Annotated in this window: 13 protein-coding genes; 4 read left to right on the top strand and 9 right to left on the bottom strand. The window is 44.4% G+C overall.

Annotation, left to right across the window (positions count from 1 at the left end; genetic code table 11):
- Window positions 1-87: 87 nt before the first annotated feature.
- Window positions 88-1449 carry a pyridoxal-phosphate dependent enzyme gene (locus tag VL525_RS03540; RefSeq protein ID WP_325383419.1) on the top strand — a complete coding sequence of 454 codons (1362 nt, stop codon included), beginning with the start codon at window positions 88-90 and terminating at the stop codon, window positions 1447-1449.
- 71 nt (window positions 1450-1520) lie between these two features.
- Window positions 1521-3452: an LTA synthase family protein gene (locus VL525_RS03545; RefSeq protein ID WP_325383421.1), complete on the top strand. Its 1932-nt coding sequence runs from the start codon at window positions 1521-1523 to the stop codon at window positions 3450-3452.
- A 44-nt stretch (window positions 3453-3496) separates the two neighbouring features.
- On the opposite strand, the gene VL525_RS03550 is transcribed toward VL525_RS03545, so the two are convergent.
- The 4 genes from VL525_RS03550 to VL525_RS03565 all read right to left on the bottom strand — a co-directional run bounded on the left by VL525_RS03550 (window position 3497) and on the right by VL525_RS03565 (window position 7761).
- The gene (locus VL525_RS03550) at window positions 3497-3868 is read right to left on the bottom strand and encodes a DMT family protein (RefSeq protein WP_147033625.1); all 372 of its coding nucleotides are present in this window, start codon (window positions 3866-3868) and stop codon (window positions 3497-3499) included.
- Between the two features lie 104 nt (window positions 3869-3972).
- Window positions 3973-5517, bottom strand: a complete 1545-nt coding sequence (locus tag VL525_RS03555; protein WP_325383424.1) for a glycosyltransferase family 39 protein — start codon at window positions 5515-5517, stop codon at window positions 3973-3975.
- A gap of 91 nt (window positions 5518-5608) precedes the next feature.
- Window positions 5609-6916, bottom strand: a complete 1308-nt coding sequence (gene murA, locus VL525_RS03560; RefSeq protein WP_325383426.1) for a UDP-N-acetylglucosamine 1-carboxyvinyltransferase — start codon at window positions 6914-6916, stop codon at window positions 5609-5611.
- A 116-nt stretch (window positions 6917-7032) separates the two neighbouring features.
- A complete protein-coding gene (locus VL525_RS03565; protein ID WP_325383428.1) occupies window positions 7033-7761 on the bottom strand; it encodes a DUF4290 domain-containing protein in 729 nt (242 codons plus the stop codon).
- A gap of 286 nt (window positions 7762-8047) precedes the next feature.
- Between VL525_RS03565 and VL525_RS03570 the strand changes: the two genes are divergently transcribed.
- Entirely contained in the window at window positions 8048-9145 is a 1098-nt protein-coding gene (locus VL525_RS03570; protein ID WP_325383670.1) for a dipeptide epimerase, read from the top strand.
- Between the two features lie 79 nt (window positions 9146-9224).
- Here the strand turns inward: VL525_RS03570 and VL525_RS03575 are convergent, their stop codons facing one another.
- Both VL525_RS03575 and VL525_RS03580 read right to left on the bottom strand, forming a co-directional pair.
- Entirely contained in the window at window positions 9225-10598 is a 1374-nt protein-coding gene (locus tag VL525_RS03575) for a dipeptidase (protein WP_325383430.1), read from the bottom strand.
- A 345-nt stretch (window positions 10599-10943) separates the two neighbouring features.
- Window positions 10944-11177, bottom strand: coding sequence for a hypothetical protein (locus tag VL525_RS03580; protein ID WP_325383432.1), 234 nt, complete (start codon window positions 11175-11177; stop codon window positions 10944-10946).
- 418 nt (window positions 11178-11595) lie between these two features.
- On the opposite strand from VL525_RS03580, the gene VL525_RS03585 reads away from it, so the two are divergent.
- Window positions 11596-13038: a tetratricopeptide repeat protein gene (locus tag VL525_RS03585; RefSeq protein ID WP_325383434.1), complete on the top strand. Its 1443-nt coding sequence runs from the start codon at window positions 11596-11598 to the stop codon at window positions 13036-13038.
- 85 nt (window positions 13039-13123) lie between these two features.
- Here the strand turns inward: VL525_RS03585 and VL525_RS03590 are convergent, their stop codons facing one another.
- The 3 genes from VL525_RS03590 to VL525_RS03600 form a co-directional block, all read right to left on the bottom strand.
- Complete coding sequence (locus VL525_RS03590) at window positions 13124-13411, bottom strand: hypothetical protein (protein WP_147033617.1); 288 nt, start codon at window positions 13409-13411, stop codon at window positions 13124-13126.
- A 220-nt stretch (window positions 13412-13631) separates the two neighbouring features.
- The gene (locus VL525_RS03595) at window positions 13632-14000 is read right to left on the bottom strand and encodes a helix-turn-helix transcriptional regulator (RefSeq protein WP_325383436.1); all 369 of its coding nucleotides are present in this window, start codon (window positions 13998-14000) and stop codon (window positions 13632-13634) included.
- 241 nt (window positions 14001-14241) lie between these two features.
- Window positions 14242-16521, bottom strand: a complete 2280-nt coding sequence (locus VL525_RS03600; RefSeq protein WP_325383672.1) for an ATP-dependent helicase — start codon at window positions 16519-16521, stop codon at window positions 14242-14244.
- Window positions 16522-16729: the final 208 nt, after the last annotated feature.

A 16729-nucleotide genomic window follows, 5' to 3' on the forward strand; every position in this document is an offset into this window, starting at 1 on the left:
TTAAGCATGATGCACAACTGTTTGCTTTTCCATAAAGGAATATCACTTTAGAAAAAGTAATTTTGGGGCAGACACGAACAACACGATATGTGGTACAACAATATACTCGAAACCATAGGCAACACGCCCATGGTAAAGCTGAATAAAATAGTAAAAGACGTCCCCGCAACGGTGCTGGCCAAAATAGAGACTACCAACCCCGGCAACTCTATTAAGGACCGTATGGCGCTGAAAATGATAGAAGATGCCGAACAAAATGGTTTGCTTAAACCGGGCGGAACTATCATAGAGGGTACCTCGGGCAATACCGGTATGGGTTTGGCTATTGCAGCAGTTATCAAGGGCTACAAGTGTATTTTTACCAGTACCGATAAGCAATCAAAAGAGAAATTTGATGCGCTGCGTGCTTTCGGTGCAGAAGTTATTGTTTGCCCTACGAATGTAGATCCGGAGGACCCGCGCTCGTATTATTCAGTCTCATCGCGTTTGGAACGCGAGGTGCCTAATTCGTGGAAACCCAACCAGTATGATAACCTGTCGAACTCTGTTGCACATTATCAAAGTACAGGGCCCGAGATATGGGAACAAACCGAGGGCAAAATAACGCACCTGGTTGCAGGGGTGGGCACGGGCGGTACCATATCAGGTATCGCAAAATACCTGAAGGAAAAGAATCCCGGCATCAAAGTCATCGGCATCGATACGTACGGCTCGGTATTCAAAAAATACAAAGAGACCGGCATATTTGACAAGGAAGAAATATATCCGTATGTAACCGAAGGCATAGGGGAGGACTTTCTGCCCAAAAATGTTGATTTCAGCCTCATAGATCATTTCGAGAAGGTAACCGATAAGGATGCCGCCTTAATGACACGCGAGGTGGCTTTGAAAGAAGGTATTTTCGCCGGTAACTCAACCGGCTCTGCTGTCGCTGGTGTGTTGCAGCTAAAAGACACCTTTAAAAAGGACGATGTAGTTGTTATTATCTTCCCCGATCATGGCTCGCGTTATATGGGAAAAATGTATAACGAGGACTGGCTGCGCGAACGCGGATTTTTGAAAGACGAAAAACTGACAGCCCGGGACATTATCAAAAAGAAGGAGCGCCAGGAGATCATCACCATCGATTGCGAAAAGACAGTGCTGGAAGCCATCAATGTTATCAAATCGCTTAACATATCCCAAATACCGGTTACCCAGAAAGGCATGGTGATAGGCAAAATAACCGAAAGCGATATCCTGGATGCCCTGTTGGATAACCCAGCATTGAAATCATCGCCGGTTCAAACTATCACCACCGCACCTTTCCCATTTATCGATCTGAATACTTCTATCGACAAAATATCGTCGATGATCAACAAGGATAACATTGCGGTATTGGCTGAAGATGAACAGGGCAGGATCGAGATCATTACGCAGTATGATATTATCAATGCGATATCGGGTTGAAGTGGATTTTACTTTAATATGATTGCACATTAACGTTATCGCAATGTATATTTAACCCCGCGTTAATATACATGAGCGATAAGTTTAGATCAACAGAATACAAGGCGCTTGCTTATAGGATACTTTTAGCATACGTATTCTACTTCATCAGCAGGGTATTGTTTTTTGCTTTCAATACCCATTTGTTTGCGGTGGATGGGATTTGGGCCTTTCTTACTTTGTGTTACCACGGCCTGGCATTCGATACGACAGCCTTGCTGTATATCAACAGCCTGTTCATCGTTCTGAGTATTTTGCCATTAACGGTTAATACCCGCGCCGGATATCAAAAAGGTCTGGCCATTTTATATTTCGTTACCAATTTCCTGGCGTATGCCACCAATTTCGTCGATATTATCTACTATCGGTTCAGCCAGGTACGGTCGACCAAGGCCACGCTCGATGTACTTGCCGACGAGAGCAACAAGAAAGCCCTATTCGCCCATTTTTCCTGGGCCTATTGGTATGTGATCGTGATCTTTATCGTATGTTGTGTTTGCTGGGCTTGGCTGTACTACAGGGTAAAGGGTAAGCAAGCGGCTGTTAAGAACAAAAAGATATATTTCGGCCTTTCGGTGGTTGTATTTGTAGCCGTAATCGCCTTAATGATCGGCGGCGTTCGCGGTGATTTCAAGCACAGCACCCGGCCGATCAACATGGTCGATGCCTATAAGCATGTAGCCATCCCCAACCAGGGCGATATTGTTTTAAATACCCCTTTCGCTATCATCCGTACCATAACCAGCAGCAGTTTTAAGTTGGAACACTGGACCGACGAAAATTATATCAACACCAATATCAAACCCATTAAGCAATACAACAGCCATCCGGCAACCCGCCCCAATGTGATGATCATCATCCTTGAAAGCATGGCGCGGGAATATTGGGGCAGTATGAACCGGGGCGTTAACATTCCGGGTTTCAAATCATATACACCGTTCCTCGATTCATTGTCGGACAATAGTTTAATATTTACCAATGCCTATGCTAACGGGCGGCAGTCCATTCATGCCATGTCATCTATCCTGGCGGGTATTCCTTCATTCCAGACCGCTTTTACCTCATCACCTTATGCCAAGCAAAAGATACAATCCATCGTATCTATTTGCGATAGCATGGGGTATCAAACTTCATTTTTCCATGGTGCGGCAGACGGCTCCATGGGCTTCCAGGGTTTTGGCAATATACTGGGTTACCAGCATTATTACGGGCGGACGGAATACAATAATGACGCAGATTTTGATGGTATCTGGGGTATTTGGGACGAACCTTTCTTCCAGTTTGTGGGCCGAACACTCGGCACGCAAAAACAACCGTTCCTGGGTACTTTGTTCACACTATCCTCTCATGACCCCTTCCAGATCCCATCAAAATATAAAACGCGTTTCAAAGGTGGTCCGCTGGCTATCGACAAATGCGTGCAATACACCGATAATTCGCTGCGCGAATTTTTCAATTACGCCAAAACGCAGCCCTGGTATGGCAATACCATATTCGTTATTACCGCCGATCACACCAGTCAAACCTATTACCCGGAATACAGCAAGGAAATAAACCGCTTTGCGGTGCCGATATTGCTTTACAGCGCCAACCCGGCCTACGGCCTTAAAGGCGTCAGGACGGACCTGGCTTCGCAAATGGATATATACCCCACACTGGTCGACCTGATCGGCTACAACAAGCCCTTCCGGTCGTGGGGCAGGAGTTTGATAACCAACTCGCCTGTAGAAACCCCGCGTGTTATCAATTCGCCCGGAAACATTTACCAGTTTATGCAGGACAATTATATTTATTTGTTTGATGGGAAAAAGATCATCGGTATCTATGCCATCTCGGATAAGAGCCTGAAACATAACCTGGAGGGCGAAATGCTGAACGCCGAAATGAGCAAAGGCATGCTCGATTGCAAGGCATTTATCCAGGATTATACGGACAGGATAGTTAACAAGAAACTGAATCCATAATAATTCTCAGCTTTCTGCTTTTCGACTTCAGCTTTCTGCTCAATTTACCATTTCTTAAATATCACAAATACGGCGAGTACGATAAGCGCAAAGCCTAAAAGATGGTTCCAGCCTAACTTTTCTGTGCGGAAGAAAATGGTGGTAAAAATAATGAATACGGTAAGCGTAACGGCCTCCTGTATAGTTTTTAGCTGAACCAAACTGAATGGTCCCCCGGTTTCCTGTGAACCGGCGCGGTTGGCCGGAACCTGGAACACGTATTCAAAAAACGCCAGCCCCCAACTGATGAGGATGATAGCAAAAAGCCCCAGGTTTTTCCCCCACGAGAATTCTTTGAATTTGAGGTGCCCGTACCAGGCAAAGGTCATAAAGGTATTGGAAATGAAAAGGAAGATGATAGTTTTAAGCCCGCGCATAAGATCAATAAACAATCTAATAGTCAATAATAACAAATTGTTTCACTAAACTCATCTGCACATCTGAAATTTGCACACCCGCTCATCCTCATGTGCACATCAAATCACTCCAGCCTTTTTCGGGCGAGTTCTTTTTGATAGATGTCATTTAGTCCGGGCTTCGGATTCACCAGTAAAAATATGGCCGTCCCCTTTTCCCTGGCATATGGCGCTGTAACCTCGCCCAGTTTTACATATTTTTCGACAAAAGGCGCGAGCCTCTTGATTACATTCCCTCCGCCCTGGTCATCCACATAAATAATGTAATGTGCGCTCAGGGTATCCGGGGCCCAAAGGGTAAAGCTGCTATTCAGGCTTGCAACCTCGGGCAGGTGATATTTTTTTCCGTAGTGGTACACTGCCCCGGCATCGCCATAATTGTCAGCATATATCTGGGTGTGTTTTTGCTGGTCAGGTGTAAGGCCCGAGTACGCCCAGGCAACTTTATTGCCCATCTCGTCCCAGCCAAACATATCCGCATAATCCTGTGATAACGGGTGCTCTTTTTGGTCCTCCCACTTAGGGGCCACATGCAGCGCTTTAAATGCCGCGATCGTTTTGTCCACAGTAAGCAAGGGTAAGGCCAACGGCAGAAAAATAACATTCGTAAAAGCCAATACCAGGATAGCAGCCACGCGAAGTATCTTGTACTTTGGCTTTATCCAGGTTTCAAAGCAATATCCGCCGGCGGCAAAAAGCATGGGGTAAGCGCCAAATAAATAATACTCCTTGCCATTCATTTCAAGCAGGAAAACAAATACAATGATAAAAGCGAAAGCAACAAACCGGAACCTGCTTAGCCTTGCAGAAAACAGCAGGGTTATTAAGCCTGGCAGCCAAACAAACAAAGCAATGCCATTAACCCGCAATTGCTGCTTGATAAAATCTAACGGCTTAATATAGTTCAGTTGTTCCTCCCGCAGGTTTTTCATGTGGGTCATCAGCGGTAAATGGTGTTTAAATTGCCATAAAATGTTAGGTAGAAATATCGCTATGGCAATCAATACGGCAAATGCGATATGCTTGCTCCAGAGCACCTTGCGCTCTTTGGTCAGCAACAACCCGGCTATCAAAGCGCCTGCAAAAAATGCCATGGTGTACTTGGTAAGCAGACCAATGCCGATCACCATACCCAACAGGTACAGGTAATTCTTGTCAGGTGTATTAATATACTTAATGACCAGGTAGGCAGATAATACCCACCATAACTGATCGAACACTACCGGCTGAAATAAGTACCCGCTTGCGGCAAATGCAGGTGCAAATATCAGCGCAAGACAGGCTAACGCTATTGCAAATCTGCCGCCGCCTAACTCCTCAACTATCTTTCCGGTAAACCAAATAATAAAGCCGCTTGCCAACGTACTGAATATCCGCGTAGCGAATACCGAACCGCCGAACAGTGTCGTAGATATTTTTGCCAGTAAAGCGATAAATGGAGGTACTTCCTTGAAGCCCCAGCCTAAATGATCGCCCAGTGCCAGGTGTAAAAGTTCGTCGCGCTGAAACCCAAAATGGAACATGGCCAGCATGTTCAGGCCGATCTTGATAACAACGAACAGCAGGATAAAAGAAGTTAATTTCTGTTGATTGTGTTTGTCGGCAGGCAAGTTGGTTAGTTTTTTATAAAGGTAAAAAATAAGTCCGAAAGACTATCCATCTTTCGGACTTACGCGGAATCCGGACTTTCCAACTAAATAATCAGATCCTCTTAATATCCGCTCCCAACGCCCTTAAACGGTCATCGATATGCTGGTAGCCGCGTTCAATCTGTTCAATGTTGTAAATTGTCGATTTGCCCTGGGCCGATAATGCCGCTATTAATAACGAAACCCCCGCACGTATGTCGGGCGAGGTCATCGATATGCCCCGCAATTGCACCTGGTTGTCCAGGCCTATTACCGTGGCCCGGTGCGGGTCGCAAAGGATGATCTGGGCGCCCATATCCAGCAGCTTATCCACAAAAAACAGGCGGCTCTCGAACATCTTTTGATGGATCAGTACCGATCCTTTTGCCTGGATGGCAACCACCAGTACGATGCTCAGCAGATCGGGTGTAAAACCCGGCCAGGGCGCATCGGCTATGGTCATGATAGCGCCGTCGATAAAAGTTTCTATCTCGTAATGCTTCTGGGCAGGTATGTAAATATCGTCGCCTTTGCGTTCGATCCTGATGCCAAGTTTCCGGAATACATCGGGTATCATGCCCAATTCATCATAGTGGACATCTTTGATCGTGATCTCGGAGCCGGTCATAGCAGCCAGGCCAATGAACGAGCCTATCTCGATCATATCCGGCAACAGGCGGTGTTCGGTGCCCTTTAGCACGGTTACACCTTCAATAGTCAGTAGATTTGAGCCAATGCCACTTATTTTAGCACCCATTCGGTTCAGCATTTTGCAAAGCTGCTGCAGGTAGGGTTCGCAGGCGGCATTATAGATGGTAGTGGTGCCTTTGGCAAGCACCGCGGCCATTACTACATTGGCAGTACCAGTTACCGACGCTTCGTCCAGTAAGATATAAGTACCTTTCAGGTCCGAAGCATCGACATTGAAAAATCCGCTTTCCGGGTCATAGTTGAATTTTGCGCCGAGCTTTTCAAAACCCAAAAAGTGTGTATCCAATCTGCGCCGGCCTATTTTATCGCCACCTGGTTTCGGGATAGCTGCTTTGCCAAAACGCGCCAGCAGCGGGCCTACGATCATTACCGATCCCCTTAAGCTGCCGCCCTTATTCCTAAAAGCGTCCGACTGGAAAAAATTTTGGTCGATGTCTTTGGCCTCGAAGCTATAGGTATCCGGGGCAAGCCGTTCCACCACTACACCCATATCACCCAGCAATTCTATCAGTTTGTTGACATCTTTTATATCGGGGATATTGCTGATCGTTACTTTCTCGCTGGTCAGCAACACTGCCGAAAGTATCTGTAAAGCCTCGTTTTTTGCCCCCTGCGGTATAATTTCGCCTTTTAGTGGCTTGCCACCTATTATTTCGAATGCGTTATTCATTGTGGTTCATAGTTGATGGTTCCTAGTTCATAGCCAGTTGGAATGAACAGATCGCTGCAAAGATTATAAATTATCTGCGATCTGCCATGAACTATCAACCACGAACTGCAGGCCAATTAATACTTGCGCGAGCCGCCGCCGCTGTTCCGGTTACGATTATTCTGATTATTATTGTTCCGCGGATTGTTGTTTTGGTTACTTCGTCCCCGGTTATTTTGGTTGTTATTGTTGGTGCGTCCTCCGCGTGCATTATTTTCCTTAACATAAGGGTTGGCACGAAATTCCACCTTGTTCAGGTTCACATTCTCTTCCAGCTGCAATTGCCCGCCCGACATTGCCCGCAAATCAGCAATGATACTTTCGTCTGCAACGGAGTCCTTGTTCCACTGTACATAAGCCATTTTCATAAAGTTAGCAATGGCCTGCACCATGTGCTGTTTGCGCTCCGGCTCTTCTATAGTTTTCGCCTTATCCATCATCAATTCGATGGTTTTGCCGTAATGCTTGTATTTGATGCGCTGGTGCGGGTATTTCAATGGCTCCGGCTTCATGTTAATTACATCCATTTCTGGTTTTGGATATGGCGAATCTACATCTATCTGGAAATTGGAGATGATATGTAAATGGTCCCAAAGTTTGTGTTTAAAGTCGGCCACGTCGCGCAGGTGCGGGTTTAAAAAGCCCATCAGGTCTATCACGACTTGTGCATAGCGGTTACGTTCTTCTTTGGTCGGCAACTCGCAAATATATTTTACCATATTTTGCACGTTACGCCCGTACTCCGATAATATAAGTTTACTCCTGGTGGAGTTATAATCAAATGGTTTTGATGGTTCTGTGCCCATAAAAAAATTAGTTTAAAACGTTAAAGTGAAATACTAAAATTAGCGCAGATCCCCTAATATTACCGGGGCGGCCAAAGTTGAATTGTTATTGAAGTAACGCAAAGATAATCCAAATGTGTTAATGTGCAAATGCATTTTATTGGAAAGTTGCAAAGTTCTTTCATTGCCGCCGGCTTTAGTCGACGGGATAATTTAAAACAATATGGCTTTAGCCTAACCAACCGCATTTATTCATTACACAAAACATACTAACTTTACAAACTTCAACGCTACAACATTGCAACCAATAAAGATCACCCATACCGAAATATACCGCTTCAGCATACCCATGGAGCCGTTTACCATTGCTACCGGAACCATGGACCACGCGCAGAATATCTTTATCCGTGTGCACACCGATGCCGGTTTTTATGGAGTGGGGGAATGCTCGGCTTTCCCGATGATCGTCGGTGAAACACAGGATACTTGCCTGGTCATGGCGCGCGACTTTGCAAAATTGTGGAAAGATAAGGATGCACTCGATGTTTCGGCCCGGCTACAGCAACTACACGATTTTACGGCAGGTAACAGCACCATCAAAAGCGCCTTCGATATTGCTTTGCACGATATTGCCGCTAAAAATGCAGGTTTGCCTTTATATCAATATTTAGGCGGATCGGTAGGTGAAGTGGAATCGGATATTACTATCGGCATAGCTACGCCTGTTGAAATGGCCCGGAGGGCGGTTGAGTTCAAACAAAACGGTGCCTCTGTTTTGAAGGTAAAGCTGGGCAAAGATGCACGGACTGATGTCGGGCGCATTCAACAAATTAGAGAGGCAGTAGGGAATGAAATGAAGATACGGGTGGATGCCAACCAGGGATGGAGTTTTGACGACGCGGTTTTTGCACTGCAAGGAATAAACCCCTACAATATTGAATTTTGTGAACAGCCTATGCGCACCTGGTATGATGACCGTTTACCGGAATTGAGAAAACTTTCACCGGTAAAGATCATGGCTGATGAAAGTGTTTTCAATCACCATGATGCCCGCAAGCAGATCGAAAGCGGCTCCTGTGATTATATTAATATTAAATTTTCCAAATCGGGCGGTATTTTTGAGGCAAAGAAAATACACGACATTGCCGCGAAGCACGGTATTCCCTGTATGATGGGAGGGATGCTTGAAAGCCGTATCGCTTTAAGCGCCAAGCTTCATTTTGTATATGCCAGCCCGAACATCAAATTTTTTGATATGGACACTTGCATGCTGGGCCACCTGGCAGACCCATGTGTTGGCGGCGTAATTTACGAAGGTTATCACCTCAAAATAGCGGATACTCCCGGCATAGGCGCCGATGCGAATGAAGCTTTCCTGGCGGGATGTGAGAAGTTTGTGGTTTAGTTGTTGGTGTGTGATTAGTGCTTTGTATAGTTTGCAGGCCAGCCAATCCCTAATTAACTAATCACCAATTAACAAATCACTAACTCCCGCTCAACTCTGCAAAATATTTATGAAACAGCGGAATGGTTTCGATACCCTTGTAATAGTTATAAATATCGTATTTCTCGTTTGGCGAATGGAGCGCGTCGCTGTCCAGGCCAAAGCCCATCAATACGGTTTTGATGCCCAGTTCGGCCTCAAATAGAGCTACGATAGGAATGCTGCCGCCGCCGCGTGTTGGTATAGGCGCTTTTCCGAAGGATTCGGTTATTGCTTTTTGCGCTGCTTTGTAAGCCACGCTATCTGTAGGGGTAACTACCGGCTCGCCACCGTGGTGCGGCGTTACCTTTACTTTTACGCTTTTGGGAGCGATTTTTTCAAAATGTACTGTGAACAGGTCCCGTATTTTGTCCGAATGCTGGTTAGGCACAAGCCTCATCGATATTTTGGCGCTGGCTTTTGACGGCAGCACAGTTTTAGCGCCTTCGCCAATATATCCGCCCCAAATACCGTTTACTTCTAATGTTGGCCGCGTGCCGGTACGTTCGAAAGTGGTATAACCCTTTTCGCCCCACAATTCATCCACACCCAGGTCGGTCTTATACTCAGCCTCATCATACGGTGCATCATTAAGCGCTGTGCGTTCTTCTGGTGTCAGGTCTATTACATCATCATAAAACCCTGGAATAGCGATATGATTGTTCTCGTCATGCAACGATGCTATCATCTTTGCCAGTATGGTAGCCGGGTTGGCCACTGCACCACCGTATACACCCGAATGCAAGTCGCGGTTTGGGCCTGTTACTTCCACTTCAAGATAGGAGAGGCCCCTTAGCCCTGTTTCCAGCGAGGGGTGCTCCATGCTGATCATCGACGTATCCGAGATGAGCACTACATCAGCTTTAAGGCGTTGCCTATTTTCTTTAACAAATATTTCCAGGTTCGACGAGCCTACTTCTTCTTCCCCTTCTATCATAAATTTGATATTGCAGGGAAGGCCGCCGTTTTGCATCATCAGCTCAAATGCTTTTACATGCATATAAAACTGCCCCTTGTCGTCGCAGGCGCCGCGGGCGTATATTTTGCCGTCGCGTATAGTCGGTTCAAACGGTGGGGTTTTCCAAAGTTCCAGCGGATCAGGTGGTTGTACGTCATAATGCCCATATACCAGCACAGTGGGTTTTGTAGCGTCAACTATCTTTTCGCCATAGACAATAGGATACCCGGATGTCTGGCATACCTCAACCTTATCGGCCCCGGCATCCGACAGTTTTTTTGCCACATAATCAGCAGTTTCTAAGACATCTGGTTTATATTTCGGATCGGCGCTTACCGAGGGGAAGCGCAGCAGGTCAAAAAGTTCATCCAAAAAACGTTGTTTGTTTTGCTCGACGTACTGCTTAATATTTTGCATACAGGAAAATTTGCAACAAATATAGAGTTTCTGTTGAATGCCAAACCGTCAAATTTTTTAAAAAGAAAACCTGTTCAGCCATAAAAATAGCCGTCAGGAACGGAGAGAAACTTAAAGGGCTGCTTTAGATAGGTAACTAAAATAACATCGCCTGGAAAGGCTAACGTCTTGAGGGACAAGATTAAAGCTTTCGAACATTATAAAGCTGGATTTTTTAAAAATACAGCCCAACCCCGAATGAAATAGTCAATCCGATCATTTGTGCATATATTGGAAAATTCCAATATATGCAACCCCACTGCCAGTAACTTATTGCAAGTTACTGCCAGGTAATGCTGGCTTTAATTAGTCAGCAGTACCCAATTCTTTCTTGTCGTTCAAGGTGCTGCGTTTGTGAGCGTCGGCAGTACCTAACTCTTTTTTGTCATCAGCAGTACCAAGCTCTTTTTTGTCGTCAGCAGTGCCTAATTCTTTTTTGTCAGCAACAGTGTCGTGTTTTACAGCAGAAGTATCGGCTTTGAAAGATGAAAGTGTACCGATGCTCGCCATTAATAGAGCTGCGAAGATTACTTTTTTCATTGTTTTGAATGTGTTAGAAATGGTTATAAATATTATTTGGTTAATAAAATTCTTCCTAAAAATCCTTAGTTAAAGGCCAAACTACGTTAACATCATATAAGCGCTATAAATGCTTATAATCCTGTTTTTTATCCAAAAATTGCAATTATTTTATTCTAAGGGACGATATTTTGAAAAATTGATAATATATCTATCAAAAATCATCAAAATTGCAATAAATGTCTTGCTTATAACAAGCTCTGTTTTAGGTAGTTGCAGTCCTTAACTAAAGTTCCTTCACAAAGGTAAAAATGTTTTTCAGAAATAAAAACATTATTTAAAGAATATTTTTTGCATCATTTTTAATTTTTTTACGTAATAAGGTGTTATCACACTAAACTATGCACTTTAATATGGCTTGTGTGACGAAACCAGGTTAATGAAAAAAGCTTATCTCATCATATTATTTCTGACCGCTGCCCTGGCAAGAGTATATGCCGAAGCTGCCATGGAATTTGCCAGCCAGGACACCGCGCAGGTAAATCTGTTGAATAAGCAGGGGTTTAAAAGCCGTATGACCGATCACGACGAGACGATCAAAAAGGCGGAGCAGGCCCTCGAACTGGCAAAAAAATTAAATTATATTAACGGCATGGCCGAAGCTTACCGCGTAATGGGGGTAGGTGAGGCTTACGCCAACCACGAGGCCAAGGCTATTGCCAACTATTCGTATGCGCTATCTTATTTCAGGAAAGCCGGCAATACATTGGGTCAGGCAAAGGTTTACAATAATATCGGCAACTTATATCTGACCATAGATTACGATCAATCGTTAGATTATCTTGAAAAGGGTCTTACGATAGCGCAAAGTTTGCACGATACCAAACTGATCGCTTACGCTACCTTAAATATAGGTAACGTATACCTCCGTAAAAAGAATTTTTCGCTGGCGCTGGAATATTATACTAAAAGCCAGCAATTGTTAACGCAGCTAAATGACCAGGCTAACCTCACTATCTGCCTGCAGAATACGGGCGTTATTCATTACAAATTAAAACAGTACGACAAGGCAGAGGAAATGCTGCTTAAGGCGCATGAGCAGGCACGGCTCCAGGACCAAAATACAACTATAGGTATAACCGACCTGACTTTGTCCTCAATTTATATTGAAAAAAAGGACTATGATAAGGCCAGGAAATTTCTCGATGAAGGGATAGCCTTTGCCCAGGTAACAAAAGATGAGAAGCTTGAGGCCGATTTTAGCTATAACTCGTACCAGTTAGAACTGCACCGTAAAAACTACGAACGGGCGGTAGCCATATTACATACAATATATGAACGTGATAGTACGCTGCAGAAAAGCACGTTATCATCCGACTTAACACTGATGCAGCAACAGCACGATCAGCAGGAGAAACAAAGAGAGAGTGAACTGATCATAGAACGCCAGAAGAACGACCGTGTTAAATTTTGGTGGGCGGTTTCAGGCTCTGGTTTGCTCTTGGTTGTCATAGCCTTATTGATCGGCAATGTGAAGCGCAAAGCGAAAACCAATTTCCGGTTGACGGAATTGAACAGCGAAGTTTCGCGCCAGAAAGACAATCTCGACCGTATCAATCATCACCTCGAGGAGATAATTGATGAACGTACGCGCGACCTGCAGATCAAGAATAAAAAACTTTCGGAATACTCTTCTTATTTGTCGCACCAGATACGCGGCCCAATAGCTACACTTAAAGGATTGATGAATCTTGAAAAAGAGGGCCTTGTTGATGAGAAGGAGTGTATCAGCATGATGAACAAGTGCGTGTCTGATATTGACGAAAAGATCATCGATATGACCGATATCCTTCACGACCCCAAACGGACAAGCTTTCAATAAGTCCGGTATCTTAAAGCAACAAACTATATTTTTAATATAATATACGAGACTTAAGACTCATGACTTTTGACTCGCGCCTTAACGATCACGGCCAATTAGGATGTATCTGAGCCTCCATCAGCCCCAGGTACATACAATACCAGGCTATCATGTGCAGTATAAGTAATGTTTTGTGCTTCTTATATCCCTCGGTTTGAAAGCCGATCTTTTCTGTGCCGGCTGTAACAAAATAAGTCACCTCGCCCTTCTTGGGAATAAACCTGGATTTTACAAGGTCGAATACCTTGATCTTTAGCTTACTTTCAGGGTCATGAATGGCCGCTTTTTTCGAATGGCCACTCTTCGTGGTCGAAATCAAATAATTAAGCATCATAGGCTGGATATGTTGTTATATCTGCTATGATGCAATTATTACTCCAAAGTACCTGCTAAACAGATGTTTTATTTGGATTTTTACTAATTAGAAATCTTTGTTTGTTACAATTAAGATTGTTAATTAGTGTTTAAAAATCACTGGATGCCCGTGTTCCGAATAAGAGTAACCTTACACTTTATCAAACAATAAAGTGTCGGTTTTACTAAACATACGATACTTATACGGCTACCGGGTTCTTATTACGCAATTCCTCGTACAGTTCAATAACTTTGCGCTGTAAGGTTGCAATTTCAGCCTCACGGTCACTAAGTTTCTTTTGCATAACATTCAGATGCGAAGGGGCTGCCTCAGTTTGCTCGCTGTCAACGGTAAGCAGCTGGACTACGCTCACTTCATAAATGTTGGCGATCTGCTCCAAACGGGACAGGTTGACGTCGGTTACACCGGTTTCAATTTTTGAAAATGCCGGGATCGATATACCTAAACGGCTGGCTATATCTTCCTGGCTCCATCCGTGCTGGTGTCGTAAGATGCGGATGCTCTTACCAACGGATTTGTTTGCTGTTCTTTGTTTTAAATCGTTCATAATCAATTGTGCCTTAATTAGGGGGTTAGGACTTTATATCCAAACGGTGTGCCACAAATTTTTTGCTCTTAAATAGGCTGTTTTTGCATAAAAAGCAAATTACTTGATTACATCGCGGGGAAATTATTCTACGATACGAAAATAAAATAGACCGATTTTTAACCAATTGTAAATGAATTAATGTATTCAGAAATACTTAATAATGCGGGTCAGAATAATTAACTACTAATATAATAATTAATTAGGTCACAATGCGCAGCTTGGCAAATTTTAGGAGTAATTGTTTTTGGCCTATTTCTTTAAAGAAAATAGTTGCCTTAATATCTGGTTTATTCCCTTCAAGGCTGATTACTTTGCCGAAGCCGAAGCGTTCGTGCTCAACTTCCATTCCTACCTGCAGGTTGGATGTATCGGAAGGGGCAAAGCCGGCTGATGGAACATGAGCTTTGGCCAATATAGATGTGGTTTTAACCGGTGCCGTGGTAGCGGGGCGCGGTTTGGAGAAAGTATCACCGCGCTTGCTCCACGCATTTCGTTCATCATCAAAAAAGCTCGAACTGCTGACAGTTGGTTTGGCGGTAAAGTCCAGCTCGAGGTAACGGGCGTCTATTTCATCAAGGAAACGGCTGGGTTCGCAACTGATCAGCGTACCGAATTTGAAGCGCGATGTTGCATAACTGATGGTCAGCTTGCTTTCGGCGCGGGTAACGGCCACATAAAACAACCTCCGCTCTTCTTCCAGGTCGGTGCGCGAATTAAGTGACATTTGCGAAGGAAAGAGGTTTTCCTCAAGTCCAACTACAAACACATGCGGAAACTCAAGCCCTTTGGCCGAGTGAATGGTCATCAGTGATACGGTATCGGCGTCGGGATTATTGTCTTTATCGTCGTTGGTAAGCAGGGCTACATCCTGCATAAATACAGCAAGGCTTTTATCTTCGATATCCTCACGCTCCGAAAATTCTTTGATACCGTTCAGTAACTCCTGGATATTCTCGTACCGGTTAAGCCCCTCTACCGACTTATCCTCGTAAAGGTCCTTTAACAAACCTGAATGTTGAGCGATATGGAGCGCGGCATCATAAGCCGACTGGGTTTTGGTAATAACCGCAAAGGCCTGTATCATGGTCGCAAACACGCTGACCTGTGCCGAACTGCGCCCATCGATGTATTTTGACGGATTGACGATAACTTCCCAGGGTGTGATCATATTCTGATCAGCAGCGAGTATTATCCTGTCCACTGAAGTATCGCCGATGCCGCGTTTAGGGTAATTGATCACCCTTTTCATGGCTTCCTCGTCGTTTGGGTTTATCGTCAGCCTGAAATAAGCTATCAGGTCCTTGATCTCTTTTCGCTGGTAAAACGAAAGGCCGCCATATATTTTATAAGGTACGTTCAGCTTACGTAACGCTTCTTCCATCGAGCGCGACTGAGCATTGGTACGGTAAAGAATAGCAAAGTCGTGCCATTTCATTCCTTTGGTGCTGCGCTCCTGTAAAATGCCTTCGGCAACTATTTTACCTTCCTCGTTATCGCTGAAGGCTCGCATTACCTTTATCTTATCGCCTTCTTCCTTTTCCGAGAATACATTTTTCTTCAGCTGTTCCTGGTTATTGGCAATAATGCTATTGGCAACGTTAACTATGTTTTGGGTCGAACGGTAATTCTGCTCCAGTTTGAAAACTTTCAGGTCGGGATAATCCTTTTCAAAATTCAGGATGTTCTGGATATTCGCACCCCGGAACGCATAAATACTTTGCGCATCGTCGCCCACCACACAAATATTCTCGTTAATGGCAGCAAGCTTTTTTACAATAAGATATTGCGAAAAATTCGTGTCCTGGTACTCATCCACCATCAGGTATTTAAACTTGTTCTGGTATTTATAAAGTACGTCGGGGTAGCGTTTCAGCAATTCATTGGTTTTGAAAAGCAGGTCGTCAAAATCCATCGCACCGGCCCGGTAACAGCGCGTTGCATAGGTTTCATATATTTTGCCCAGTTGCCCGCGACCTGTTGAAAAGTCATCGGCCTGTATCTGATCATTCTGCTGGTATTCCTGCCATGATATCAGGTTGTTTTTGGCTGCGGATATCCGGTTATAGACAAAATTGGGGTTATACAATTTATCATCAAGACTCAGCTCCTTCAGAATGGCCCGCAATACACTTTTGCTATCATCGGTATCATAAATAGTAAAATTGTTTGGGTAGCCTATCTTGTCAGCCTCAACCCGCAAAATTTTGGCGAATACCGAGTGAAAAGTACCCATCCACACGTTTTTTGCCTCGGCGCCTACAGCGTGCATAATACGCTCGCGCATTTCGCGTGCGGCTTTATTGGTAAAGGTGAGTACTAATATATTAAAGGCATCCACACCATTAGCTACAAGGTGCGCCACGCGCATGGTAATAACGCGCGTTTTGCCCGAGCCGGCGCCTGCGATGATCATCACTGGTCCTTCGGTTTGCATTACAGCGGCCTGCTGGGCCGGGTTCAATCCCTTTAAATAATCCAATCTCTTTTCCTCTTTTCTGTCGGGGGACGAAGTTACTTTTTTGAGCCGAAAGCTAAAAGCCAAAAGCGTGAAGCTTTCATATTTGTGGATATAATTTAGCTTTCTGCTTTCCGCTTTTGGCTTTCTGCCCCGCACCGCATTTTGGCTACAATAAAAACCGGAATGGATACACGTGTTCGGTTTTTAATGCTCAACTTTGAGTTATAAA

This window comes from Mucilaginibacter sp. (assembly GCF_035492695.1).
GTDB lineage: Bacteria > Bacteroidota > Bacteroidia > Sphingobacteriales > Sphingobacteriaceae > Mucilaginibacter.

What these genes read in the sequence shown, in the direction of transcription:
- VL525_RS03540 (WP_325383419.1), top strand. Translation starts at nt 88, where the DNA reads ATGTGGTACAACAATATACTCGAAACCATAGGCAACACGCCCATGGTA.
- VL525_RS03545 (WP_325383421.1), top strand. Translation starts at nt 1,521, where the DNA reads ATGAGCGATAAGTTTAGATCAACAGAATACAAGGCGCTTGCTTATAGG.
- VL525_RS03550 (WP_147033625.1), bottom strand. Translation starts at nt 3,868, where the DNA reads ATGCGCGGGCTTAAAACTATCATCTTCCTTTTCATTTCCAATACCTTT.
- murA (WP_325383426.1), bottom strand. Translation starts at nt 6,916, where the DNA reads ATGAATAACGCATTCGAAATAATAGGTGGCAAGCCACTAAAAGGCGAA.
- VL525_RS03565 (WP_325383428.1), bottom strand. Translation starts at nt 7,761, where the DNA reads ATGGGCACAGAACCATCAAAACCATTTGATTATAACTCCACCAGGAGT.
- VL525_RS03575 (WP_325383430.1), bottom strand. Translation starts at nt 10,598, where the DNA reads ATGCAAAATATTAAGCAGTACGTCGAGCAAAACAAACAACGTTTTTTG.
- VL525_RS03580 (WP_325383432.1), bottom strand. Translation starts at nt 11,177, where the DNA reads ATGAAAAAAGTAATCTTCGCAGCTCTATTAATGGCGAGCATCGGTACA.
- VL525_RS03585 (WP_325383434.1), top strand. Translation starts at nt 11,596, where the DNA reads ATGAAAAAAGCTTATCTCATCATATTATTTCTGACCGCTGCCCTGGCA.
- VL525_RS03590 (WP_147033617.1), bottom strand. Translation starts at nt 13,411, where the DNA reads ATGATGCTTAATTATTTGATTTCGACCACGAAGAGTGGCCATTCGAAA.
- VL525_RS03595 (WP_325383436.1), bottom strand. Translation starts at nt 14,000, where the DNA reads ATGAACGATTTAAAACAAAGAACAGCAAACAAATCCGTTGGTAAGAGC.